This is a genomic window from Azospirillum sp. TSH64, from assembly GCF_003116035.1.
In the GTDB taxonomy this organism is placed as follows: domain Bacteria; phylum Pseudomonadota; class Alphaproteobacteria; order Azospirillales; family Azospirillaceae; genus Azospirillum.
Genome location: NZ_LGQW01000015.1, coordinates 7,261,471 through 7,286,657, shown reverse-complemented (window position 1 = coordinate 7,286,657; position 25,187 = coordinate 7,261,471). Strand labels below are relative to the sequence as shown.

General features: G+C 66.6%; 21 protein-coding genes. 11 read left to right on the top strand and 10 right to left on the bottom strand.

Translation table 11 applies throughout. The annotated features are described in order from the left end of the window. The first annotated feature begins 66 nt into the window (after positions 1-66). From sufC to TSH64_RS33960, 6 genes are read left to right on the top strand one after another with little or no spacing between them, the layout of a single operon-like run. Positions 67-819, top strand: coding sequence for a Fe-S cluster assembly ATPase SufC (gene sufC / locus TSH64_RS33985; protein WP_098738189.1), 753 nt, complete (start codon positions 67-69; stop codon positions 817-819). Further along, entirely contained in the window at positions 819-2,186 is a 1,368-nt protein-coding gene (sufD, locus tag TSH64_RS33980; RefSeq protein WP_247873322.1) for a Fe-S cluster assembly protein SufD, read from the top strand. The genes sufC and sufD overlap by 1 nt, the downstream gene beginning before the upstream one ends. Positions 2,187-2,188: 2 nt before the next feature. Then, the gene (locus TSH64_RS33975) at positions 2,189-3,451 is read left to right on the top strand and encodes a cysteine desulfurase (RefSeq protein ID WP_109451841.1); all 1,263 of its coding nucleotides are present in this window, start codon (positions 2,189-2,191) and stop codon (positions 3,449-3,451) included. Beyond that, the gene (gene sufU, locus TSH64_RS33970) at positions 3,448-3,915 is read left to right on the top strand and encodes a Fe-S cluster assembly sulfur transfer protein SufU (RefSeq protein ID WP_098738187.1); all 468 of its coding nucleotides are present in this window, start codon (positions 3,448-3,450) and stop codon (positions 3,913-3,915) included. Before TSH64_RS33975 ends, sufU begins: the two co-directional genes overlap by 4 nt. A gap of 15 nt (positions 3,916-3,930) precedes the next feature. Then, positions 3,931-4,380 carry an iron-sulfur cluster assembly protein gene (locus TSH64_RS33965; protein ID WP_109451839.1) on the top strand — a complete coding sequence of 150 codons (450 nt, stop codon included), beginning with the start codon at positions 3,931-3,933 and terminating at the stop codon, positions 4,378-4,380. Positions 4,381-4,402: 22 nt separating this feature from the next. Then, entirely contained in the window at positions 4,403-4,747 is a 345-nt protein-coding gene (locus tag TSH64_RS33960; protein WP_098738185.1) for an iron-sulfur cluster assembly accessory protein, read from the top strand. Between the two features lie 158 nt (positions 4,748-4,905). Here the strand turns inward: TSH64_RS33960 and TSH64_RS33950 are convergent, their stop codons facing one another. Both TSH64_RS33950 and TSH64_RS33945 read right to left on the bottom strand, forming a co-directional pair. Further along, on the bottom strand, positions 4,906-5,799 hold the full coding sequence (locus TSH64_RS33950) for a pirin family protein (protein ID WP_109451837.1): 894 nt from the start codon (positions 5,797-5,799) through the stop codon (positions 4,906-4,908). A gap of 34 nt (positions 5,800-5,833) precedes the next feature. Further along, positions 5,834-6,160 carry an antibiotic biosynthesis monooxygenase gene (locus TSH64_RS33945; RefSeq protein WP_098738183.1) on the bottom strand — a complete coding sequence of 109 codons (327 nt, stop codon included), beginning with the start codon at positions 6,158-6,160 and terminating at the stop codon, positions 5,834-5,836. A 588-nt stretch (positions 6,161-6,748) separates the two neighbouring features. On the opposite strand from TSH64_RS33945, the gene TSH64_RS33940 reads away from it, so the two are divergent. Then, entirely contained in the window at positions 6,749-9,703 is a 2,955-nt protein-coding gene (locus TSH64_RS33940; protein ID WP_247873321.1) for an EAL domain-containing protein, read from the top strand. A 24-nt stretch (positions 9,704-9,727) separates the two neighbouring features. Here TSH64_RS33940 and TSH64_RS33935 read toward each other — a convergent pair whose 3' ends face one another. Beyond that, positions 9,728-10,837, bottom strand: coding sequence for a branched-chain amino acid ABC transporter substrate-binding protein (locus TSH64_RS33935; RefSeq protein WP_109453316.1), 1,110 nt, complete (start codon positions 10,835-10,837; stop codon positions 9,728-9,730). Positions 10,838-11,072: 235 nt separating this feature from the next. Here TSH64_RS33935 and TSH64_RS33930 point away from each other — a divergent pair, with 235 nt between their 5' ends. Further along, complete coding sequence (locus TSH64_RS33930) at positions 11,073-11,972, top strand: MBL fold metallo-hydrolase (RefSeq protein ID WP_109451833.1); 900 nt, start codon at positions 11,073-11,075, stop codon at positions 11,970-11,972. A gap of 86 nt (positions 11,973-12,058) precedes the next feature. Here TSH64_RS33930 and acnB read toward each other — a convergent pair whose 3' ends face one another. Both acnB and rraA read right to left on the bottom strand, forming a co-directional pair. Next, on the bottom strand, positions 12,059-14,650 hold the full coding sequence (gene acnB, locus TSH64_RS33925) for a bifunctional aconitate hydratase 2/2-methylisocitrate dehydratase (protein ID WP_109451831.1): 2,592 nt from the start codon (positions 14,648-14,650) through the stop codon (positions 12,059-12,061). A 202-nt stretch (positions 14,651-14,852) separates the two neighbouring features. Beyond that, positions 14,853-15,383 (bottom strand): ribonuclease E activity regulator RraA, encoded by a 531-nt coding sequence (rraA, locus tag TSH64_RS33920; RefSeq protein WP_109451829.1) that lies wholly within the window; start codon positions 15,381-15,383, stop codon positions 14,853-14,855. A gap of 206 nt (positions 15,384-15,589) precedes the next feature. Here rraA and TSH64_RS33915 point away from each other — a divergent pair, with 206 nt between their 5' ends. Then, positions 15,590-15,964 carry a hypothetical protein gene (locus TSH64_RS33915; protein ID WP_109451827.1) on the top strand — a complete coding sequence of 125 codons (375 nt, stop codon included), beginning with the start codon at positions 15,590-15,592 and terminating at the stop codon, positions 15,962-15,964. A 445-nt stretch (positions 15,965-16,409) separates the two neighbouring features. Here the strand turns inward: TSH64_RS33915 and TSH64_RS33910 are convergent, their stop codons facing one another. After that, on the bottom strand, positions 16,410-17,270 hold the full coding sequence (locus tag TSH64_RS33910) for a MurR/RpiR family transcriptional regulator (RefSeq protein WP_109451825.1): 861 nt from the start codon (positions 17,268-17,270) through the stop codon (positions 16,410-16,412). 396 nt (positions 17,271-17,666) lie between these two features. Here TSH64_RS33910 and pflB point away from each other — a divergent pair, with 396 nt between their 5' ends. Beyond that, complete coding sequence (gene pflB / locus TSH64_RS33905; RefSeq protein ID WP_109451823.1) at positions 17,667-19,952, top strand: formate C-acetyltransferase; 2,286 nt, start codon at positions 17,667-17,669, stop codon at positions 19,950-19,952. A gap of 204 nt (positions 19,953-20,156) precedes the next feature. After that, positions 20,157-20,918, top strand: a complete 762-nt coding sequence (gene pflA, locus TSH64_RS33900) for a pyruvate formate-lyase-activating protein (protein ID WP_109451820.1) — start codon at positions 20,157-20,159, stop codon at positions 20,916-20,918. A 22-nt stretch (positions 20,919-20,940) separates the two neighbouring features. Here pflA and TSH64_RS33895 read toward each other — a convergent pair whose 3' ends face one another. The 4 genes from TSH64_RS33895 to TSH64_RS33880 all read right to left on the bottom strand — a co-directional run bounded on the left by TSH64_RS33895 (position 20,941) and on the right by TSH64_RS33880 (position 25,183). Beyond that, entirely contained in the window at positions 20,941-22,383 is a 1,443-nt protein-coding gene (locus tag TSH64_RS33895) for an FAD-binding oxidoreductase (RefSeq protein ID WP_247873320.1), read from the bottom strand. Between the two features lie 167 nt (positions 22,384-22,550). Continuing rightward, positions 22,551-23,669 (bottom strand): serine hydrolase domain-containing protein, encoded by a 1,119-nt coding sequence (locus tag TSH64_RS33890; protein WP_247873319.1) that lies wholly within the window; start codon positions 23,667-23,669, stop codon positions 22,551-22,553. Positions 23,670-23,772: 103 nt separating this feature from the next. Further along, positions 23,773-24,852: a LacI family DNA-binding transcriptional regulator gene (locus tag TSH64_RS33885; RefSeq protein ID WP_109451816.1), complete on the bottom strand. Its 1,080-nt coding sequence runs from the start codon at positions 24,850-24,852 to the stop codon at positions 23,773-23,775. A gap of 34 nt (positions 24,853-24,886) precedes the next feature. Next, positions 24,887-25,183 (bottom strand): hypothetical protein, encoded by a 297-nt coding sequence (locus TSH64_RS33880; RefSeq protein WP_109453314.1) that lies wholly within the window; start codon positions 25,181-25,183, stop codon positions 24,887-24,889. Positions 25,184-25,187 lie beyond the last annotated feature (4 nt).

Below are 25,187 nucleotides of genomic sequence, written 5' to 3'. Positions count from 1 at the left end.
CACCGAAGAGAACGTGAAGACCGGACGGCGTGCCGGCGGCCTGAAGAAGACAAAGAGGCAAAGACGATGATCGAAATCAAGAACCTGCACGCCACCGTGGACGGCAAGGAAATCCTCAAGGGCGTCGACCTGACCATCCGCCCGGGCGAGGTCCATGCCATCATGGGGCCGAACGGCGCCGGCAAGAGCACCATGTCCTACGTGCTGGCCGGCCGCGACGGCTACGAGGTCACTGAGGGCTCGGTCACCTATTACGGCAAGGACCTGCTGGCGATGGAGCCGGAAGAGCGGGCGGCCGAGGGCGTCTTCCTGGCTTTCCAGTATCCGGTCGAAATCCCCGGCGTCGGCAACACCACCTTCCTGAAGACCGCGATCAACGCCATCCGCAAGCATCGCGGCGAGAAGGAACTCGACGCCATGCAGTTCCTGAAGCTGATCCGCGAGAAGACCAAGGCGCTCGGCATGTCGGACGAGATGCTGAAGCGCGCGGTCAATGTCGGCTTCTCCGGCGGTGAGAAGAAGCGCAACGAGACGCTGCAGATGGCGGTGCTGGAACCGAAATTCGCCATCCTCGACGAGACCGACAGCGGCCTCGACATCGACGCGCTGAAGATCGTCGCCGAGGGCGTCAACGCCCTGCGCTCGCCGGAGCGCTCGATGCTGGTCATCACGCACTACCAGCGCCTGCTCGACTACATCGTTCCCGATCATGTCCATGTGCTGGCCGCCGGCCGCATCGTCAAGTCGGGCGGCAAGGAACTGGCGCTGGAGTTGGAGAAGAACGGCTACCGCGACTTCGGCGCGAGCGAGGCGGCGTGATGACGGCCAACCACTCTCCTCTCCATCCGATGACCTACTCGACGCGCGGCGCCGATCCGGCGACGGCGCCGGCCCTCCTGGCACCGCTCGATCAGGTCGGCGCCGGCCTGCCCGGCAGCGGCCTGTCCTGGCTGACCGATCTGCGCGCCGTCGGCCGCGAGCGCTTCGCCGCCGTCGGCCTGCCGACGATCAAAAACGAGAGCTGGCGCTACACCAACCTGCGCGACCTCGCCAAGACCAGCTTCCAGCCGGCCGCCCCGGCGGCGGCGGCCATTGACCTGCTGCCGACCGTGAGGGCCGAGGGGCAGGACGGTCCGCGTCTGGTCTTCGTCGACGGCCGTTTCCGCGGCGACCTGTCGTCGGTCGAGGGCCTGCCGCCGGGCGTGGAACTGCTGAGCATCGCCGCTGCCCTGACCAGCCACACCGACCTGCTGGCCGACCATATCGGCCGTCTCGCCGCGGCGGACGACCGTCCGCTGGTGGCGCTGAACAGCGCCTATCTCGCCGACGGTCCCGTCCTGCATGTGCCGGCCGGCGTCCAGGTCGAACGCCCCATCGAGCTGGTCTTCGTCTCGGTCGGGTCGGAGGTGCAGGCGACCTCCTGCCACCCGCGCAGCCTGCTGATCGCGGAAGCGGGCTCCAAGGCGGTGGTGGTCGAACATCATGTCGGCCGCGGCACCGGCACCACGCTGGCCAATCACGTCACCGAGGTCTTCGTCGGCGAGGGCGCCACCCTGCACCATTACAAGTCGCAGCGTGACGGCGGCGGCGCCATCCACCTGTCGCACATCGCGGCGACGGTGGCGACCGGCGGCTGCTACGACAACTTCATCCTGACCACGGGCGCGAAGCTGTCGCGCAACGAGGTGGTCAGCCGCCTCGACGGCACCGACGCCCGCACCCATGTCAGCGGCGGCTATCTGGTCCGCGGCACCCAGCATGCCGACACCACCACGCTGATCGTCCACGCCCAGCCCAACGGCACCAGCCGCGAGGTCTACAAGGGCGTCATCGACGACACCGCCCGTGCGGTGTTCCAGGGCAAGATCACCGTCTGCCCCGGCGCGCAGAAGACCGACGGCTACCAGTTGAACCGCGCCCTGCTGCTGTCCGACGGGGCCGAGATCGACAGCAAGCCGGAACTGGAAATCCATGCCGACGACGTGAAGTGCAGCCATGGCTGCACCGCGGGTGAGCTGGACGACGACGCGCTGTTCTACCTGCGCGCCCGCGGCATCGACCGCGACACCGCCCAGGGCCTTCTGATCGGCGCCTTCCTGTCGGAATCCCTTGGGGAAATCGCCGAAGAGTCGATCCGCGACGCCTTCCAGGGGATCGTGGCCGGCTGGCTGGAGGAGCAGAAGTAACCATGTCCGATGCCATCCTGAACCAAGCCTACGACGTGCAGCGGGTGCGGGAGGATTTCCCCATCCTCGCCCGCAGCGTCCACGCCAGGAAGGGAAAGCCCGGCAAGCCGCTGGTCTATCTGGACAGCGGGGCGTCCGCCCAGAAGCCGCGTCAGGTCATCCAGGCCATGACCCGCTTCCTGGAGGAGGATTATTCCAACATCCACCGCGGCGTCCATTTCCTGTCGCAGACCGCGACCGACCAGTTCGAGGCGGTGCGCACCAAGGTCGCGCGCTTCCTGAATGCGCCGAACGACCGCTGCATCGTCTTCACCCGCAGCTCGACCGAGGCGATCAACCTCGTGGCCTCCAGCTATGGCCGCACCTTCCTGACCGAAGGCGACGAGGTCATCCTGTCGATCATGGAGCATCACGCGAACATCGTTCCGTGGCAGCTGCTCCAGGCCGAGAAGAAGATCGTCATCAAGGTCGTGCCCTGCGACGAGGACGGCGTCCTCGACATGGACGCCTACCGCAGCCTGCTGTCCGACCGCACGAAGCTGGTGGCGATCACCCACTGCTCCAACGTGCTGGGCACCGTCACCCCGGCCAAGGCCATCGCCAGGCTGGCGCATGAGCGCGGCGTGCCCGTGCTGTTCGACGGCAGCCAGGCGGTGGTCCATGGCACGGTCGACGTGCAGGACATCGATGCCGACTTCTATGTCTTCACCGCGCACAAGCTCTACGGCCCGACCGGCCTCGGCGTGCTCTACGGCAAGTACGACCTCCTGAAGAAGATGCCGCCCTACCAGGGCGGCGGCGACATGATCGAGAGCGTCAGCTTCGACGGCACCACCTTCAAGGCGCCGCCGTCGCGCTTCGAGGCCGGCACGCCGCCGATCACCGAGGTGATCGGGCTGGGCGCCGCCATCGATTATGTCGAGGCTCTCGGCCGCGACGCCATCGCCGCGCACGAGCACGACCTGCTGCAATACGCCACCCAGCAGCTGTCGCAGATCGACGGGCTGCGCATCGTCGGCACCGCGCCCGGCAAGGGGCCGATCGTCTCCTTCGCGCTGGAGGGTGTGCACCCGCACGACGTCGGCACCATCGTCGACCAGTATGGCGTCGCCGTGCGCGTCGGCCGCCATTGCGCCGAGCCGCTGGCCGAGCGGTTCGGCGTCGGACCGACCGTCCGCGCCTCCTTCGGCCTCTACAACACCCGGGAGGAAGCCGACGCCCTCGTCCAATCCCTCCAGGCGGTCAAGGAGTTCTTCGGAGCATGATGGACGATCTGCGCGAGCTGTATCAGGAAGTGATCCTGGACCATGGCAAGCATCCCCGCAACTTCCGCCATCCCGACGACGCCAACCGCGAGGCGAAGGGCGAGAACCCGATGTGCGGCGACCGCTTCATGGTCTATCTGACCTTGAAGGACGGGGTGGTCGACGACGTGGCCTTCCAGGGCCGCGGCTGCGCCATCTCCACCGCCAGCGCCTCGATGATGACGGAGCTGGTGCATGGCAAGACGGCGGCGGAAGCGGAAAAGCTGTTCCACGCCTTCCACGAGCTGTGCACCCAGGACGAGCCCGACATCCCCGAGGGTGTCGACGACGAGACGATGGAAAAGCTGATGGTGATGTCCGGCGTGCGCCAGTTCCCGGTGCGGGTGAAGTGCGCGACCCTGGCCTGGCACGCCATGAACGCGGCACTCCACGGCGAGGCTTCGGCCTCCAGCGACCAGTTTTGACGGAAGGGGATCGACATGCCCGATGAAGCCCTGACCCAGCGCCCGATGGCTCCCAATCCGGCCGAAGCCGAGGCGCAGTTGAAGGCCGACGCTGCAAGCGAGGCTCCGGAATCCAAGGACTTCGCCCCGATGCCCCAGCCGCCCGAGGGCTACGACCCGCGGGAGGAGATCATGGATCGCGTCGTGGCGGCCATCAAGACCTGCTACGACCCGGAAATCCCGGTCGACATCTGGGAACTGGGGCTGATCTACCGTGTGGACATGGATGGTCAGCGCAATGTCGAGATTGATATGACGCTGACCAGCCCCATGTGTCCGGTGGCCGGCGAACTGCCCGAACAGGTCCGTCAGGCCGTGCTGGGCGTCGAGGACGTCAACGAGGTCAAGATCGAGCTGGTGTGGGAGCCCCCGTGGCACCAGGGCATGATGTCCGAGGAAGCCCGCCTGCAACTGGATATGTTCTGAGCCGCATTAGGAGACCGTCACCATGGCCCGCCCCCTGCCCAAGGCGCTCACGATCACCGACGCCGCCGCGGAGCGCGTCAAGGCGCTGATGTCCAAGGCCACCGACGACATGGTCGGCCTGCGCATCGGCGTGAAGGCGCGCGGCTGCTCCGGCCTCAGCTACGACGTTCAGTATGCCAAGGAAAAGATGAAGTTCGACGAGGTGGTGGAGGACAAGGGCGTCACCATCCTGATCGACCCCGCCGCCGTCATGTTCCTGATCGGCAGCGAGATGGACTATGTCGACGACAAGTTCCAGACCGGCTTCGTCTTCAAGAATCCGAACGAGAAGGGCCGCTGCGGCTGCGGCGAGAGCTTCCACGTCTGACCCCAGATCGCCCTCTCCCGCCCCTTAGTCCCCTCTTCCCCCCGGGGAGAGGGTTAGGGTGAGGGGGGCGCACTGCGTGCCGTACCCGAGAATCCTCCCCATGCCTCCCCCTCACCCCGCCCCTCTCCCCAGGGGGCGAGGGAGAATTGGGTTCCCCCTCACGACATCGGATTCGCCGGCTGCTTCGGCATCTCCGGCAGCGGGATGAACTCGCCGTTGTCGAGGTCCGGCAGCTTCATCCGCCCGGCCCGCCAGTCCGCCTTTGCCTGCTCGATCCGCTCCTTCGACGAGGACACGAAGTTCCAGTCGATGAAGCGCTGCCCCAGCGGCTCGCCGCCGACCGCCATCACGATGGCCGGCGTCGCGGCGGTCAGTTCCGCCGGATGGCCAGGCGCGAAGACGATCATCCGCCCAGCCTCGAACCGCTGCCCCTCCGCCTCCACAGCGCCCGCCACCACATAGGCCGCGCGCTGCCATCCGTCCTCCGGCAAGGCGACGCGGGCGCCGGGGGTGAGATCCCAATGGATGTAGAACAGCGGCGAATGGGTCTTCACCCCAGCCCTGGCGCCGAACGCCTCGCCCGCCACCAGCCGGCCGCGCACGCCGCCCTCCTCGAACAGCGGCAGGTCGCCGGTGCCGTAATGGGCAAAGGCCGGGTCGGTCTCCTCATCGGCTTCGGGCAGCGCGACCCAGGCCTGGATGCCGTGCATCGTCCCGCCTTCCTTCCGGGCACGCTCGAAGCGTTCGGAATGGGTGATGCCGCGCCCGGCGGTCATCCAGTTCACCTCGCCCGGCCGGATCGGCTGTTCGGAGCCCACGCTGTCGCGGTGCATGATCTCGCCCTCGAACAGGTAGGTCACGGTGGACAGGCCGATGTGCGGGTGGGGACGCACATCGACGTCGCGGGGAAGGCCCGGCTGGAAACCGACCGGCCCCATATGGTCGAAGAAGACGAAGGGGCCGACCATCCGCCGTTGGACGAAGGGCAGAACCCGCCCCACCTCGAAACCGCCAAGGCTTTTGCGGCGCTGCTCGATCACCAAATCCAGCATGGGTCTTCCTCCCGACAATTGAGGCTTGTTTCGTTCAGGCGTTCGGATCGCGCGGCACGGTCTGGATGACCTCGAACCCTTCGAATTCCGGCGGCCCGACATAAAGCGGCTTGCGGGCGCCGGCATTGCCATGGGCGTTGCGGAACGCCTCCGACCGCGTCCAGCCTTGGAAAGCGCCTTCGGACTCCCAAACCGTGTGAGAGGAGTAGAGTCGGTGATCGTCCCGGTCGGGCCCGCGCAGCATGTGGAATTCGACGAAGCCCGGCACCTTGTGCAGATGCACCTCGCGGTTCAGCCAGACCTCCTCGAATTCCTGCTCGGCCCCATGGCGGACCTTGAAACGGTTCATCGCGATGAACATGCGGCATTCCTTATCAAGCGTGGTCGACAGGCTCGACCCGGTCGAGGATAGAGGTTGGCGGCACCGCGGGGCAATCGACCTGACGCGCCGTCCCTCTTGATTGCGCCGCGTCGGACCTGAGGCGTCAAACCCTGGGCGCCGAGTCCGGAAATTTCTCAATCAGATCAGAGTCTTGCTGCCCGTTTTTTGTAAGTGCCGACATGCGCTCCGACCAATGGGATACAATGCGCACGCCTCCCCTTTTCCGGAGAAGCCGCCATGCACGTTCTCCGCAAGCTCTTCGCGATCCCCACCCGCCCTATCTCCACACGGCCCATCTCCACGCGGCCCATCTCCACGCGGCCCGGATGCGTTGAACAGTGGAACAGCACCCGAAATCTGTTTCACGGTGTTCCAAGCGTCCGGTTCGGTAGGGGTTGTCCGCGTATGGACCCCTAATGCCGTTAAGCTCTAATATACGCAAAAGAGGTACAAGGTCGGCGGGGGCGAGTGACCGATCCAGTGGCCGGGGGGAGCGAAATGACCGCAACAGTCCCAAAACAGACGGGGACGGTGCAAGGCCGTGCCAGGCCACCCGGTGCCATCGGCATGCTCGTTACCCTCTCCGTTCCCTTTCTGCTCGTGCTTCAGGGCGCCCGTGTACCGGGCTCTGTGAAGTTGGCCCATTACCTGCCGCTGCACACCTTCTTTGAAACCTTCGCCATCTCAGTCGCCACCCTGATCTTCGCCATCGGCTGGCACTCCCGGAACGATGACACCCCGCGGGCCCTGCTGGTTCTTTCCACCTGCTTCCTCGGCGTGGCGCTGCTCGATTTCGGGCATCTGTTGTCCTTTACCGGCATGCCCGACTTCGTGACGCCGGCCGGCCCGGAAAAGGCCATCGCCTTCTGGCTCGGCGCCCGGCTGATGGCGGCGCTGGCCCTGCTGATGGCGGCCGTCCTTCCCTGGACGGCTGAAGCGGGGAACTCGGCGGCCTTGCGCTATCCGCTGGTCGTCGGGGTGCTGCTGTCGTGCGCCGCGATCTTCTGGGCGGTGCTGTGGCACCCCGACCTGTTGCCGCGCACCTATGTGGACGGGGAAGGGCTGACACCGCTGAAGGTTGCGGCCGAATATCTGCTGGTCCTTCTCTATGCCGGGACCGCAGTGATCTTCTACCGTCGCCGGCGCACCGCGCTCACCCTCGACGTCCACCGCATGGTGATCGCCGCCATCGCCATCGCGATCAGCGAGCTGTGCTTTACGCTTTACCTCAGCGTCTACGATCTCGCGAACATGGCAGGCCACGTCTACAAGGTCATCGGCTACTGGTATCTGTACCGCGCGGTGTTCGTGACTGCGGTGCATCACCCCTATGACGCCCTGCACCAGTCGGAGCGCGACCTCTGGCGGGAAAAGGAGCAGGCCCGCGTCACCCTGCTGTCCATCGGCGACGGGCTGATCGCGACCGACACCGCCGGCCGCGTCAGCCTGATGAACCCGGTGGCGGAGCGGCTGACCGGCTGGACCTTGGGCGAGGCCGCCGGCCGGCCGGTGACCGAGGTGTTCGACATCGAGAATGCGGAGACGGGGCAGCGGGTGCCGGTGCCGGTCGAGCAGGTGCTGAAGAACGGCGACATGGTCGGCCTTGCCAACCACACCGTTCTGGTGGCGTGCGATGGAACCCGCAGCCACATCGCCGACATGGCCTCGCCCATCCGCGACCGGGACGGCACGCTGCACGGCGTCGTCATGGTCTTCCAGGATGTGACAGAGACCTATGCCAGCCGCGAGGCGCTGAAGGACAGCCTGTCGCTGAACACCGGCATCCTCGAAAGCGCCGCCTGCGGCATCATCGCCACCACGCTGGACGGCGTCGTCCGTGTCTTCAACCGCGAGGCGGAACGTATCTTCGGCTACCCCGCGGCGGAGATGATCGGCAGCCCCGACCTGCCGCGCCTCTATGACCCGGACGAACTGCGCGTCCACGCCGACGGGCTGTCCATCGAACTCGACCGTCCGGTCAAGGCGGATTTCGCGGCGCTGGTCGCCCACACCCGGTGCAGCGGCCGGCCCGAGGCCGGCGAATGGACCGGAGTGCGCAAGGGCGGCGCCCGCATCTCGATTTCCACCGTCACCAGCGTGCTGCGCGACAGCGGCGGCGCGGTCCGCGGCTATCTGACCGTGGTGATGGACGTCACCGAGCGGAAGCAGGCGGAGCGGCAGATCGAAAATCTTGCCTTCTACGACCCGCTGACCAACCTGCCGAACCGGCGCCTGCTGATGGAGCATCTCGACGTCCATCTGCGGGCGGCCCGGCTGGGCGCACGCTGCGGTGCGCTGATGTTCCTCGATCTGGACGACTTCAAGGGGCTGAACGACGCCCGCGGCCACATCGTCGGCGACATGCTGCTGCGCGAACTGGCGGCGCGGCTCAACGCCACCCTGCGCAAGGGCGATCTGGTCTGCCGGCTGAGCGGCGACGAATTCGTCATCCTGCTGGCCGACCTCGGCGCCACGCTGGAAGAGGCGACGGCCATCGCTTCGCGGGTCGCGGAAAAGCTCCGGCTGGCGGTGGCCCAGCCCTTCCAACTCGACTGCTGCGAGCACAGCATCTTCGCCAGCATCGGCCTGACCGTCTTCCCCAAGACGCCGGACGAGTCGGTGGAGGATCTGCTGAAACAGGCGGACACCGCCATGTATGCCGCCAAGGATGGCGGTCGGAACACAATCCGCGACTATGATCCCGCCATGCTGGTCGAGGCCCAGGCCCGCCTGCTGCTGTTGCAGGATCTGCGCAAGGCGGTCGATGCCGGGGAATTCGCCCTGTTCCTGCAACCGCAGACCCGCGCCGACGGCATGCTGGTGGCGGCGGAAGCGCTGATCCGCTGGCGGCATCCACAACGCGGCTTCGTCGCCCCGGGCGCCTTCATCGCGGCGGCGGAGGAGTCCGGCCTGATCCTGCCGATCGGCGATTGGGTCCTGATGGAGGCCTGCCATGTGCTTCGCCGTCTGGCCGATGCCGGCAGCGACTGCCACCTGTCGGTCAACATCAGCCCGCGCCAGTTCCGTCAGCCGAATTTTAGCGCCGGCGTCATCGCCGCTCTGCGCGCCACCCGGACCGACCCGCGCCGCCTTATGCTGGAGATCACCGAAGGCATCGCGGTCGGCGACTGCGCCGACACCGTCGCCAAGATGTCGGAGCTTGCCGCTCTCGGCATCTCCTTCTCGCTGGACGATTTCGGCACCGGCTTTTCGTCGCTGTCCTACCTGAAGCAGTTGCCGGTGCGGGAAATCAAGATCGACCGCTCCTTCGTCCAGGATGTCGACAGCAACAGCCACAATGCGGTTCTGGTGGAAACGATGCTGTCGATTGCCAGCCGCCTTGGCCTGAAGGTTGTGGCGGAAGGGGTGGAAACCGCGGCCGAGCGGGACTTTCTGGAGGATCGCGGCTGCGCGGTTTTCCAGGGCTATTACTTCGGACGCCCGATGCCCGTCCAAGACTTCATCAAAAAATACATGATATCTTCGGACATTTTGGAAATAGAAGAGCCGGCCCACGCATGATGGCGGGCCGGCTCCCTGCCCTGGTTACTTCTGGGCCACCATCTTGGGCTGACCGTTGTTCCAGACATACATGACGTAGTTCGGCTTGGTAATGTCGCCCTTCTTGTCGAACTCCACCGAACCGACGACGGTGTCATAGCTGCCGGAATGCAGGGTCTTCGCCAGCTTCCCGCTGTCCGTGCTGCCGGCCTTCTGGAGCCCTTCGGCGATCACCTGGACCGCGGCATAGCTGTAGAAGGCGAAGTTGCCCGGTTCCGGCAGGCCGGCCTTCTTGAAGGAGGCGATCAGCTCCTGCGCCTTCGGATCGCTGGCCGCCGAGGCGCTGTCGGTGTAGAGCGTGCCCTCGCCGGCCGGGCCGGTGATCGACCAGTATTCCTGGTTGTTGAGCCCGTCGCCGGCGATGAACTGCGGCTTCATCCCCTGTTCCTGCGCCTGACGGACGATCAGGCCCAGTTCCGGATGGTAGCCGCCATAGTAGACGGCATCGATGTTCTTGTCCTTCAGGCTGGTGATCAGCGCCGAGAAGTCCTTTTCACCCGCCGTGACCGACCCGCGATAGGCCACCTTGCCGCCGGCCTTCTCCAGCGTTTCCACCACGACGTCGGCCAACCCCTTGCCGTAGGCCTGCTTGTCGTCCAGCACCGCGACGTTCTTGCCCTTGAAGGTCTGGGCCAGATAGGTGCCGGCAACCACGCCCTGCTGGTCGTCGCGGCCGCAGACGCGGAAGATGTTGGGATGGCCCTTGGCGGTCAGCAGCGGGTTGGTGGCGGTCGGGGTGACCATCACCACGCCTTCCTCCTGGTAGACGTCGGCCGCCGGGATGCTGGCGCCGGAGCAGAGATGGCCGACCACCGCCGTCACCTTCTCGCGCACGAACTGGTTGGCGACGGCCACCGCCTGACGCGGGTCGCAGGCATCGTCGCCCACCTTCAGCACCAGCTTCTGCCCCAGCACGCCGCCCTTGGCGTTGATGTCCGCGACCGCCTGCTTGGCTCCGTACACCGACTGCTCGCCCAGCGCCGCGACCGGGCCGGTCGTTGCCGTGCCCAGGCCGATCACGATGTCGGCCTGCGCCGTGCCGAAGCCGGCCAGCAGTGCCGTCGCGCTGACGAAGGAAAGGACGGTGAGACGCATGATTGGTTCTCCCAGGATGACCATTTTGTGCCGGACCATCTCCGCCGGCCACGGCATGTTTCCTTTTCTGACCGATACGACAGGATTTTGAAAGCGCGATCATGGGTTTCGCAGCGCTCCGACAAGAACCGCGACCGTTCGCCGCCATCGCCAGATTGGGCAATGTGAAGCCGGAAAACAGGACAACTGCAGCCCCCTGCTGTTGTCCAAGGACATAGGTGGGAGAGTGACAGCCATGGCCTCGCAGATTCCCTTGTCGGAGGACAGCAGCGCAATCGATCCGGCGCTCGACGCGCTGCGCAACGACCACACGCACGAGATCGCACCCGACCTCGCCTATCGGCGGCTCGGCATCGTCAATGTGGTGTTCTGGGGACCGCCGGGAGCCGGCGACCGCGGCTGGGTGCTGATCGATGCGGGGTTGCCGGGCACCAAGGGCTTCATCCGCGCCGCCGCGACGGAACGGTTCGGCCGTGATGCCAGACCCGCCGCCATCGTCCTGACCCATGGCCATTTCGACCATGTCGGGGTTTTGGAGGATCTGGCGGAGGAATGGGACGCTCCGGTCTACGCCCACCCGCTGGAGCACCCCTATTTGAACGGTCGGGCCGCCTACCCGCCCGGCGACCCGTCGGTCGGCGGCGGCGCGATGGCGGCGCTGGCCCGCTTCTACCCGCGCAAGCCGGTGGATGTCGGGTCGCGCCTGCGTGCCTTGCCTGAGGACGGGTCGGTGCCGGAAATGCCGGGCTGGCGCTGGATCCACACGCCGGGGCACAGCGTCGGCCATGTCTCCTTCTGGCGGGAGCGGGACCGCTCGATGATCGTCGGCGACGCCTTTGTCACCACGGGGCAGGAATCGGCCTATGCCGTCGCGGTGCAGCGGGCGGAGATGCACGGCCCGCCAATGTACTTCACCGTCGAATGGGATAAGGCCCGGGAGTCGGTCGCCCGGCTGGCGGCCTTGGACCCCGAACTGGTCATCACCGGACACGGCGAGCCGATGCAGGGAGCCGAGATGCGCGCCGCCCTCCATCGCCTCGCCGACGAGTTCGACAACATCGCCATCCCACGGCAGGGCATTTATCTGGAAAAGCCGGCCCGCGCAGAGGACCGAAGCGCCTATCGCGCGCCCTAACCTCTACTTTCTTCAATGCCGGCAAGAAAAACCCCCGCCGGATCGCTCCGGCGGGGGTTTCCTTTACCGACTGCTGCTTGCGGCCATCAGGCCGGAACGGCGACCTTGTCCGCAACTTCCTGGAAGGCCGGGATCTGGTCGAAGTTCATGTAGCGGTAGATGTCGCCAGCCGACTTGTTCACCACGCCGACCTGCGCCAGATACTCCTCGGTGGTCGGGATCTTGCCCAGCAGCGCCGCGACGGCGGCCAGTTCGGCCGACGACAGGTAGACTCGGGTGTCGATGCCCAGACGGTTCGGGAAGTTGCGGGTCGAAGTCGAGACGGCGGTCGAGCCCTTGCGGACCTGCGCCTGGTTGCCCATGCACAAGCTGCAGCCGGGCATCTCCATGCGGGCGCCGGCCTTGCCGAGGGTGGCGTAGTAGCCCTCCTCGGTCAGCATCATCGCGTCCATCTTCGTCGGCGGGGCGATCCACAGGCGGGTCGGGATGTCCGAGTTCCCGTTGAGGATCTTACCGGCGGCGCGGAAGTGGCCGATGTTGGTCATGCAGGAGCCGATGAACACCTCGTCGATCTTGTCGCCGGCGACCTCGGACAGCGTCTTCACGTCGTCCGGATCGTTCGGGCAGGCCAGGATCGGCTCCTTGATGTCGGCCAGATCGATCTCGATCACCGCGGCATAGTCGGCGTCGGCGTCGGGACGCAGCAGTTGCGGATCGGCGATCCACGCCTCCATCGCCTTGATGCGGCGCTCCAGGGTGCGCGCATCGGCGTACCCGTTGGCGATCATCCACTTCATCAGCGTGATGTTGGAGGTCATGTACTCGATGATCGGCTCCTTGTTCAGGAGCACGGTGCAGCCCGCCGCCGAACGCTCGGCCGAGGCGTCGGTCAGCTCGAACGCCTGCTCGACCTTCAGGTCCGGCAGACCTTCGATCTCCAGCACGCGGCCGGAGAAGATGTTCTTCTTGCCCTTCTTTTCGACCGTCAGCAGGCCGGCCTTGATCGCGTAGAGCGGGATGGCGTTGACGAGGTCACGCAGGGTGACGCCCGGCTGCATCTCGCCCTTGAAGCGGACCAGCACCGATTCCGGCATGTCCAGCGGCATGACGCCGGTGGCGGCGGCGAAGGCGACCAGACCGGAACCGGCCGGGAAGCTGATGCCGATCGGGAAGCGGGTGTGGCTGTCGCCGCCGGTGCCGACGGTGTCCGGCAGCAGCAGGCGGTTCAGCCAGGAGTGGATGACGCCGTCGCCCGGACGCAGGGCCACACCGCCGCGGGTGGAGATGAAGTCCGGAAGCTCGTGGTGGGTCTTGACGTCCACCAGCTTCGGATAGGCGGCGGTGTGGCAGAAGGACTGCATGACCAGATCGGCCGAAAAGCCCAGGCAGGCCAAGTCCTTCAGCTCGTCGCGGGTCATCGGGCCGGTGGTGTCCTGCGACCCCACCGTCGTCATCTTCGGCTCGCAATAGGTGCCCGGACGGACGCCCTTGCCTTCCGGCAGACCGCAGGCGCGGCCGACCATCTTCTGGGCCAGGGTATAGCCCTTGCCGGTGTCGGCCGGGGAGGCCGGCTGGCGGAACAGCTCCGACGCCGGCAGGCCGAGCGCCTCGCGGGCCCGCGCGGTCAGGCCGCGGCCGATGATCAGCGGGATGCGGCCGCCGGCACGCACCTCGTCGAAGATCACCTCGGAGCGCACGGTGAATTCGGCGATGACCTCGCCGTTCTTCAGCGCCTTGCCTTCATAGGGGCGCAGCTCGATGACGTCGCCCATCTCCATCTTGTTGACGTCGAGTTCGATGGGCAGGGCGCCGGCGTCTTCCATGGTGTTGAAGAAGATCGGGGCGATCTTGGTGCCGAGGCAGACGCCGCCGAACCGCTTGTTCGGGACAAACGGGATGTCCTCGCCGGTGAACCACAGCACCGAGTTGGTGGCGGATTTGCGCGAGGAGCCGGTGCCGACCACGTCGCCGACATAGGCGATCAGGTTGCCCTTCTTCTGCAGCTCGGCCAGCTGCTTGGTCGGACCGCGCTGGCCCGCCTCGTCGGCCTCGATGCCTGGGCGCGGGTTCTTCAGCATGGCGAGCGCGTGCAGCGGGATGTCCGGGCGGCTCCAGGCGTCGGGGGCCGGCGACAGGTCGTCGGTGTTGGTCTCGCCCGACACCTTGAAGACGGTCAGCGTCATCGACGCCGGGACTTCCGGACGCGAGGTGAACCACTCGGCATCGGCCCAGGACTGCAGCACCAACTTGGCGTTGGCGTTGCCCTTGTCGGCCAGTTCCTTGACGTCGTGGAAGAAGTCGAAGACCAGCAGGGTCTTCTTCAGGCCTTCCGCCGCGGCGCTGCCGCACTCGGCGTCCGACAGCAGGTCGATCATCGGCTGGACGTTGAAGCCGCCGAGCATGGTGCCCAGCAGTTCGGTGGCCTTGACCTTGGAGATCAGCGGCGAGCTGTCGGCGCCCTTGGCGACGGCGGCCAGGAAGCCGGCCTTGACGCGGGCGGCATCGTCGACGCCGGCCGGAACGCGGTGGGTGATGAGGTCGAGAAGGAAGGCCTCCTCACCAGCCGGCGGGGCCTTCAGCAGGTCGATCAGCTCCGACGTCTGCTTCGCGGTCAGGGGCAGGGCCGGGATTCCGAGGGCGGCGCGTTCGGCCGCGTGCTGGCGGTAGGCTTCGAGCACGGCAGGGTTCCTCATAAATGAAAGGCCGGCCCTTGGATGGGAACCGTGAGACGGCCCGCTTGAACTCAGGTCGGGTTTATATGCCTGCTTAAATGAAAGTGCAAGGGGGCGCCCCGCTTACGTGAAGCGGACAGGACGAAGCTGCCATTCTTTTTGCACTGGTATTACCGGCGCTTGGTATGACCACTTCGTCTTCCCCGCTTTACTTCAGCGCGGCCGCCTGCTCCGGCGTCAGCAGCACGATGCCGTCCTCGTCGGCAAACAGGATGTCGCCCGGCCGGACGGCGGCGCCCGGCAGGTCTACGGCCACGTCGACCAGCCCCTGGTCGCGGCGGGTGGAGGCCCGCGGGATCGACGCCAGCGCCTTGATGCCGAGCGGCAGGGACGCCAGTTCGGCCACGTCGCGGACGCAGCCCCAGATCACCACGCCGGCCCAGCCGTTCTTCACCGCCGACGCGGCGATCATGTCGCCCATCAGGGCGCAGCGCAGGCTGCCGGCGCCGTCCACCACCAGAACACGGCCGGCGCCGGGGGTTGCCAGCAGTTCCTTGACGCGGGAATTGTCCTCCAGGCACTTCACGGTGACGACCGCACCGGTGAAGCGGGTGACGGCGCCGAAGTCGCGGAAGCCCGGCAGGACATAGCGGGCGTCGTCCTTGAAGCGGTCGAACAGGTCGCAGGTGGGGGTGAAGGGGGCGGCGGTCTGGATGGCGGCGCTCTGGTCAATCGTCATGGGGCTTCGCACTCCACAGCGTGAACGGTGCAGGGACATTCTCGCGTCCCTCTTGCGCCAAAGGCAGGCGAGAGGCAAGAGCCGCGCGCCGCGATGGCGGCAGGTCGGCGAACGTGACGCAGGAGACTTGCCGAACGTGCAATCGACGCCGGCGCAACCGCACCCATATTTCCGATAAGACGAAGAAAACGGATGGTGCCTTCCCGATGAAAACGCCGAACTTCGTGGCTTTCGCCGCAGCCGGTGCGCTGACGATGCTGGTCTCCGCCTGCGCCTCCACCCTCTCGCCGCCGCCGGTGGCGCAGCCCGATCCGGCGCTGCTTTCGGTCATCAACAGCAACGTGACCAACGACTGCAACCCGCAGACCGCCGCGGTGCTGACCGGCATTGGCCTGCCCGCGAGCAACGTCCGCGGCGTGAATTACGGCATCTATCGCGACGAATACCGCGACAAGATCGTCCGCTGGGATGCCTGGGTGTATCTGAAGGACCAGCCGGGCTCGCTGGTGGTGACGCTCGACGAGGATTGCCGGCCGATCCAGGTCTATGCCCGCGAAGGGGCGAAGCTGCCGGGCAGGTGATGCGATGGCCGTCCAGGCCTGGGGATGGAACGGTGTGAAACAGGTTTCCGGCGTCCGTTCCATACCCGGGCCGTTGCCCGCCCGGGACAGACTCCAGCCGGGACGGTGGAACAGCGTGGAACAGGACCCCGCCTGTCGTTCCATGTCGCACCGCGTCCTATCGGGCTCTGCCCCCGGTTGCGACAGGGCCTCGCCGGGACGGTGGAACGGCGTGAGACAGTTCCCCGGCTGTCGTTCCATCCGTTCGGGCGAACCGGCCCAATCGGCGGCGGCCTGACTGTCGAGCGGCATGGCGGGCCTCCGTGAACGGGTTCGACCTGCCACAGCTTATAGGACTTCCATCCTTTTTCGGGGTTTTTGTCGAATTGCCCGGCTTGCGGCTCCGGTCCGCAAAAACCTCTGACCTGTCTTAACTATCCCCCTGCCGCTTGGACTGCGTTGCCGCCTAACGCTCCGACACATGGGCATCCACGGCACGGTCGTGGCGCTTCAGCCGCTCTTGAAGCGTGTCGCCCATGCGCAGGGCGACGGCGATGGACAGGATGTCGCCCAGCACCAGATGGGCGATGCGCACGGTCATCGGCGAGTGGATGTCGAAATCGTCGGCCACGTCGGCGACGAGGCTGACCGTCGCCATGTCGGCGAGCGGCGACCCGGAGCGGGTCAGGGCCACCACGTCGGCCCCGGCCTTGCGGGCGTTCTGCACGGCATCGAGGATGTCGCGGGTGCGGCCGGTGCTGGACACCGCAACCACGGCATCGCCCTTCGCCAGGGTCAGGGCCGAGGCGAAATAGACGTGGGAGTCGGAGTAGGCGACGGTCGGCATGCCCAGCCGGAAGAACTTGCGCTGGATGTCCTCCGCCACCGTGCCAGAGTTGCCGGAGCCGTAGAACTCGATCCGCCGGGCCGAGGCCAGCACGTCGGCGGCGCGGTCCACCGCGTCGGCCGGCAGGTTGTTGCGCACCTGCATCAGCGTGGCGATGGTGCGGTCGAACAGCTTGCCGGCCAGCACGGCCCCCGGCACGCCCCCATCCGCATCGAGATCCCCGCCCACCGACAGGTCCTGGTGCAGGAACGGCATGCCGCCGGCGATGTCCTGCGCCAGCTTGATCTTGAATTCCCGGAAGCCGCGGCAGCCCAGCGCCGCGCAGAAGCGCGCCACCGTCGGCTCGCTCACCCCGACCCGGTCGGCCAGTTCGGCCATGGACAGGTTGATGACGTCGCCCGGATGGGCTATCGCATAGTCGGCCAGCTTGCGTTCCGAAGGCCGGATCTGGTCGCGGACGGCGGCGATTCTCGCCAGCATGTGGGGGACGCTCCCTTCTGATTTCGGGTCAGCCTAGCACATGTAGCAAAACTACATATACAGCGCTGCGAACGACCGATTCCGTCGCGGGCGCGGCCTCTCCCTTCCGAGCGTTTCCAACCGCTCCAGCCCTGCCCTGCGACAAAATGCCGGGCCTGTCCGCCTTGTCCGGAAGCCCGTCCGGGAGTATGTAGTAAAACTACAGAGCGGGCGCAACGCACGGCATCGGTCATCGCATCGACCGCCCCGCGCCCGGTCTGAAAATATGACGTGTATCAACGAATCCGGCGCCGATTGCGCCTATGCTTCCAATCGTCCCGCGCGGTTCGCGGGCACCACGAGACCGCCGACACGGCCATTGACCCGCGCCGACGGCTATATCTCTGAGGAGTCATCATGGACACCCTGCTGATGGACGGACTTGCCCAGGCCACGGAGCAGCAGTCCGCCGCCGACCCCTGGCGCGGCTTCGCCCCGGGCGTCTGGCGCCGCTCGGTCGACGTCCGCGATTTCATCCAGCGCAACCTGACCCCCTATGAAGGGGACGCGGGCTTCGTCGCCGGTCCCACCGCCCGCACCACCGCGCTGTTCGCCAAGGTCACCGACCTGCTGAAGCAGGAACGCGCCGCCAAGGGCGGCGTTCTGGACGCCGACACCGAAGTCTTCGCTTCGATCACCTCGCACGCCGCCGGCTATATCGACCGCGAGCTGGAAGTGATCGTCGGCCTGCAGACCGACAAGCCGCTGAAGCGCGCCATCATGCCGTTCGGCGGCTGGCGCATGGTCAAGACCGGGCTGGAGGCCTATGGCTACACCCCGTCGCCGAAGCTGGAGGAGGTATTCCCGGTCCTGCGCAAGACGCACAATGACGGCGTGTTCGATGTCTACACGCCCGAGATGCTGCGCTGCCGCAAGTCCGGCGTCATCACCGGCCTGCCCGACGCCTATGGCCGTGGCCGCATCATCGGCGACTATCGCCGGCTGGCGCTGTACGGCGCCGATTTCCTGATCAAGGACAAGAAGGCCCAGCTGGCCTCGCTGGAAGTCAGCCGGATCGACGAGGACGTGCTGCACCTGCGCGAGGAGATCTCCGAGCAGATCCGCGCGCTGAAGGAGCTGGTCGAGATGGCCGCCTCCTACGGCTTCGACGTCAAGCGCCCGGCCGCCTCCGCGCGGGAAGCCGTGCAGTGGACCTATCTGGCCTATCTGGCGGCGGTCAAGGAAGCCAACGGTGCCGCCATGTCGCTGGGCCGGGTGTCCAGCTTCCTCGACATCTACGTCGAGCGCGACCTCAAGGACGGCGTCATCACCGAGGCGGAAGCCCAGGAGATGATCGACCATTTCGTCATGAAGCTGCGTCTGGTCCGCTTCCTGCGCACGCCGGAATACGACCAGCTGTTCTCGGGCGACCCGACCTGGGTGACGGAATGCCTGGGCGGCATGGGGCTGGACGGCCGGACGCTGGTCAGCAAGACCAACTTCCGCATGCTGCAGACCCTGCACAACCTGGGCCCGGCGCCGGAACCGAACCTGACGGTGCTGTGGTCGGAGAAGCTGCCGGACGGCTTCAAGCGCTTCTGCGCCGACACCTCGATCAAGACCTGCTCGGTCCAGTACGAGAGCGACGATTTGATGCGCGGCTATTGGGGCGACGATTACGGCATCGCCTGCTGCGTGTCGGCCATGCGCATCGGCAAGCAGATGCAGTTCTTCGGCGCCCGCGCCAATCTGGCCAAGACGCTGATGTATGCCATCAACGGCGGCAAGGACGAGGTTTCGGGCGAGCAGATCGCCCCGGCCTACGCGCCCATCACCGGCGACGTGCTGGACTATGACGAGGTCATGGCCCGCTTCGAACCGATGATGGAGTGGCTGGCCAAGGTCTACATGAACGCGCTGAACGCCATCCACTACATGCACGACAAGTACATGTACGAGCGGATGGAGATGGCGTTCCACGACCGCGACATCCTGCGCACCATGGCCTGCGGCATCGCCGGCCTCAGCGTGGTGGCCGACAGCCTGTCGGCGATCAAGCATGCCAAGGTGAAGGTGATCCGCGACGCCAACGGCCTCGCCTCCGATTTCGAGATCGACGGCGACTATCCGGCCTTCGGCAACAACGACGCCCGGGTCGACGACATCGCGGTGTGGGCGGTCGAGCGCTTCATGACGGCGCTGCGCAAGCAGAAGCCCTACCGCAACGCCATGCCGACCCAGTCGGTGCTGACGATCACCTCCAACGTGGTCTATGGCAAGAAGACCGGCAACACGCCGGACGGCCGCAAGGCCGGTCAGCCCTTCGCGCCGGGCGCCAACCCGATGCACGGGCGGGACAAGAAGGGCGCCATCGCGTCGATGGCCAGCGTGGCGAAGCTGCCCTACGCCCATGCGCAGGACGGCATCAGCTACACCTTCACCATCGTCCCCGGCGCTCTCGGCCGGACCGAAGACGAGCGGGTGAGCAATCTGGTCGGCATGCTGGACGGCTATGCCGCCCAGGGTGGTCACCACATCAACGTCAACGTCTTCGACCGCGAGACGCTGCTGCACGCCATGGACCATCCGGAGCTGTATCCGCAGCTGACCATCCGGGTGTCCGGCTATGCCGTGAACTTCATCAAGCTGACGCGCGAGCAGCAGCTCGACGTCATCAGCCGGACGTTCCACGACAAGCATTGAGTGTGAGGGCGGCGTAACTCCCTCTCCCGCCCTGGGAGAGGGAAGGGGCCCGCCGCGGAGCGGTGGGAAGGGTGAGGGGTTATCCAGACATGGATTTCCGATCCTTGTGCTACCCCTCACCCTCCCCACTTCGTGGGTCCCCTCCCTCTCCCGGGACGGGAGAGGGCACACCGCGGAGCGCAAAGTTTTAACATTGGATCGGTTATGACACCCCCCCTCCCCCAAGCCCGCCCCGGCTCCGTTTCCGGCTGGATCCATTCGGTCGAGACCGGCGGCACGGTGGACGGGCCGGGGATCCGCTATGTGCTGTTCATGTCGGGGTGCCCGCTGCGCTGCCTCTACTGCCACAACCCCGACACCCAGCACATGCATGACGGGACGCGGACGACCTCGACCGAAGTCCTCGACGACATCGCGCTCTACGCCACCTTCCTGCAACGCGCCCATGGCGGATTGACGCTGAGCGGCGGCGAGCCGCTGGTGCAGCCGGAATTCACCGCCGCCATCCTGCGCGGGGCGAAGGCGCTGGGGCTGCACACCGCGCTCGACACCTCCGGCTTCCTCGGCAACCATGCCGACGACCATCTGCTGGAGGACGTCGACCTCGTCCTGCTCGACATCAAGGCCTTTTCCGAGAAGACCTACCGCCATCTGACCGGCGTTCCGCTTCGCCCGACGCTGGAGTTCGCCGAACGGCTGGCCGGGCTGAACAAGCGCATCTGGCTGCGCTATGTGCTGGTCCCCAACCTGACCGACGACGCGGCCGAGATCGATGGGCTGGCGGAGTTCGTCGCCGGGCTGGGCGTGGTCGACCGGGTCGACGTGCTGCCCTTCCACAAGATGGGCGAGCACAAATGGAAGGCGTTGGGACGCAAATACATGCTGACCGACACCGAGCCGCCGTCGCGCGAGCTGGTGGAACGGGTGCGCAAACAGTTCCAGGCGCAGGGGCTGCGGGCCGACTGAACCGCAACCCCGGCCCGGAACGTTACGCCGGGCGGATCGCCTGGGCGAAGGTGAACAGCATGTTCGGGTCGACCGCCTTCTTCACCTCGGCCAGCTTGGCGAGATTCTCGCCGTAATAGGCCCGCTGCCAGTCGGCCAGCGACGGATCGGGGAAGTTCTGGAACGCCCCTTGCGCCCTGGTCCGGCGGTTCACGTCGTCATAAAAGCGCTGCTGCCACTCCAGTGCCTGCTCGACAAGCAGCACCGAATCCGTCGGCCGCCACCAGTTGGCCTCGACCGAGAACAGCCAGTCATAGCCGCGGTGGACATAGGCGGTCTCGGTCGGGCCGACGCGGTTGATGGCGCCGCCGACTTGGAAGAACTTGAAGGCGACCGGCATCGAGGTGGCGGGCATCCTGGCCGCCCAGTCGAACATTGCGGCGATGGCCTCGTCGCCGATGTCCGCCGCCTTCATGTAGCTGGATTTTTCCTGGTAATAATAGGGGAAGGTCGTCTCGGTCAGGAAATCCTGCCCCGTCCAGTAGGGCACATTCTCCTCAAGCTTGGACTGGCTCCAGTCGATCGACTCCCAGGTGGATTTGAAGATTTCCTTCAGCGTCGTCTTGGATTTGTGCAGCTGGCCGAGGATCGACAGCTTCAGCGGCACGTTGGCGCAGCGCTCCTGCCAGCTCGGGATGGTGACGTTGATCTTGCTGCCGAACTCGTCGGGCGCCGCCGCCAGTTCGGTCAGCAGGAGCTTCAGGATTTTCGGCAGATCCTTGTTGGTCCAGACCAGATTGAACACCGTCACCGGCTCCGCCGGGCGGGTCTCCAGGGTGAAGGAGGTGTTGATGCCGAAATTCCCGCCGGCACCGCCGCGGCAGGCCCAATAGAGGGCGGACTCGCTGTCCGCATTGGCGTTCACATGGCTGCCGTCGGCCTTGACCAGCTCCGTTCCCCGCAGCAGATCGGACGCCATGCCGAACTTGCGCATGTTGAAGCCGATGCCGCCGCCGAGCAGGAAGCCGGCCGCACCGACCGAATCGCAGCGCCCATGGGTGATGGTGCGGCCCAGCCGCTCCATCTGCTTGTAGACGTAGGAATTCAGCGTGCCGCCCAGCACCCTGACCAGCCCGTCGGAGCCCTTCACCGGCTCCGCCCCGGCCATCAGCGTCATGTCGATCAGCAGGCCGGGCGTGGTGGAAAAGCCGGCGTAATTGTGGCCGCCGGACCGCACGGCGAAGGGCATGGCCTGCTGCTTCACCCAGGCGATGCAGGCCTGGACATCCTCCGGCCGCGAGCAGCGGGCGATGCCGGCCGGCAGGGTGGCGCCATAGCGCAGGTTGTTGGGCCGGCAGATATCGGCGAAGAACGGATCCTCCGGCCGCAGCACCCCGCCCTTCACCCCCTTCGCCAGATCTGACCAAGCGGACGGCGGCGGGCAATAGGCCGCGCCCGCCTCCGCAGCGAAAGCGGAACCCGGCATGAGCCGGACCGCGGCGGCGGCACCGGCGAACCGGCCGGCTCCGACGAGAAAATTGCGACGGGAAGCATGCAGTCCGAGCGCCATGGGCCTGTCCACCCTGCTTAATAAGTTGTGTTTTTCTATATTTACTATCCTATTGATAATAATAATCGTCAACCGCAGCCGGCTCAGGGGCCGAACACCTCCTCGGCCACCGCATCCAGCAGGGCATCGTCGCTCTGCTGGTTGCCGTTCGTCAGGAAGATCAGCGCGGTGCGGCGGTCGGGGTAATAGCGGACATCGGCCTCGAACCCGTCATAGCGCCCGTCATGGCCGGCGCCGCGTCCCCAGCTGTCCTTCCACAGCGCCACCCCCAGCCCCTGCCCCTCCTCATTCTCCGACGGGGTCAGCATGCGGCGGACGGTCGCCGCCCCCAGCAGCCGGTTGTCGCGGAACAGGGCGAAGACGAAGCGTTCCAGATCGCCGGCGGTGGTGACCAGCGGCCCGTCGCCGGTGGTCGCCGCCCAGGACCGCCGGCTGACGTCGCCCTCCTCGGTGTAGCCATGGGCGAGGCTGCGGTCACGCGGATCGGCCCCGACGCTGGTCGAGGCCATTCCGGCCCGCTCCAGCACACGGGTCCGCAGAACCTGCGCGAAGGGAACGCCGTCGCGCCGCGACGCGATGTGGCCGAGCAGGACATAGTTGCTGTTGGAGTATTCGTAATGCCCGCCGACCGGACCGGTCGCCTTCTCCCCCGCCGCATAGGCGAGCAGGGTGCCGTCGCGCGGCAGCCGTTCCGGCCTGGCCGCCTCATCCTCCTGATAGGCGTCGGTGATGTAATCGGGAATGCCCGAGCTGTGGTCGAGCAGATGGACCAGACGCGCCCGGTTGGCGTTGGCGATCCTGTCGAGCGGCAGGTCGGAAGCCAGTTCCCGCACCGGCTGGTCGAGCGAGAGCAGCCCCTCCTCCACCTGTTGCAGCACGGCGGCGGCGGTCGCCATCTTGCCGACGGAGGCGACATAGAAGCGGGTGTCTTCCGTCACCGGCCGTCCGCCCTTGCGGTCGGCGATGCCGGACACCACCAGCCGCCGCCCGTCCGGACCCGACACCAGAAGGATGCCGCCGTCCAACTCCTCGTCGGCCAGGAAACGGTCGAGCAGCCGTTGCAGCCGGTCGGGCTTGGCGGCTGCGGCTTCGGAGAATGGGATCGCCAGGGCCAGCAACAGCGCCAATCCCGGCATCAGCCGGCGCAACCGCCCGGTGCGGCTGGAAAAGCCGCCGGTATCGTCCCGTCCTTGCGTCCGCATGCACCCTGCCCCCGTCCAGTGAGCGGCCCGGCGGGATTACGCCGAAAGCCATAGCTGGAATCGAGGGTATGACTCGCAATCGGGAAACGGCAAGGCGCGGACGTCAGCGCTTCGCTGCCGGCCCATCCACCACCGGCCGGGTGCTGCCGCGGACCACCAGTTCGCAGTCGAGATTGTGGTGCTTCGGCGTGACGCGGACACCGTCAAGCGCCGCCAGGATCTGCGTGGCGCTGAGTCTGCCGATCTCACGCTGGGGCGGGCGGACGGTGGTCAGCGGCGGCGGGCAGGAACTGCTGAAGGGAAGGTCGCCGAATCCCACCACCGCCAGATCGTCCGGCACCTTCAGGTCGCGGCGGGTGACCTCGAACAGCACGCCCAGAGCCAGCGCGTCGTTGGAGCAGACCACGCCGTCGATGTCGGGATGGCGGGTCAGGATCTCGTCGATCAGCCAGCGGCCGACCTCCGTCGTCGCGGCGTCGGGAACGGTGAAGTCGATGGGATCGTGCAGGCCGCGGCGCATCACCTCCGCCTCGTAGCCGTCGGTGCGGCTGCGGACGCGCAGATCCTGGTGGGCGGCGGCGCCGATGTAGGCGACCTTGCGGCTGCCCTGGTCGTAGAGGTGGCTGGTCTGCATGCGGCCGACCTCGAAATGCGAGAAGCCGACGCTGATGTTGACCGCCTCGCCGGGGTGGCCCGGCATGTCCCACATCTCCACCACCGGCACGCCGCAGGAGGCCAGCATGGCGCGCGTCCGTTCGGTGTGGTGGAAGCCGGTCACCACCATCGCCGCCGGCGACCAGGCGAGGAAGGCGCGGATCAGGCTTTCCTCCTCCTCCGGGCTGAACTCGCTGACGCCCAGCAGGGTCTGGTAATGCGCCGCCTGGAACATGCCCTGGAGCGTGTTGTAGGTCTCGGCGAAGAAGGAATTCAGGATGGACGGCAGGATGACGCCGACGGTGCGGCTGCGCGCGGCGGCAAGGCTGCCGGCGACCAGATTGGGCACATAGCCCATCTCGTCGATCACCCGCGCGATGCGTTCGGCGAGGTGGCGGGACACCGCCTCCGGCCGGCGGAGATAGAGCGAGACGGTGCTGGCCGACACATCGGCGGCGGTGGCCACGTCGGTCATCGTCACCCGCTGGGTGCCGCGGCGTGTCCGCTTCCTGGTTTCGGTCGTCTGCATCGTCGGTCTTCCTCACGCATCGGAGTGCGGCGTTTCAGTGCCGCGTCGGCGGGTCGGCAAGAGCCAGTTCGGACAGCGCCAGGATCGCGTCGTGAACGAGCTGATAGGCGGCCTCGATCCGGCCGAGCGCCGGATCGCAATCCTCCCCGCTGTCACGCGTCTCCTGGCGCACCGCCCGGAACAGGCTCAACGCCTCACGCCCGATGATCCTATGGCTTGCCCACAGACCGCAATCCTCTTGCAGTGCGAGCGGGATATGCAACAGGCGATGGCGCAGCACGGCCGCGTCAAGCTCCAGTTCGGCGATACGCCGGCTGAGAAGGGGTGTCATCGAT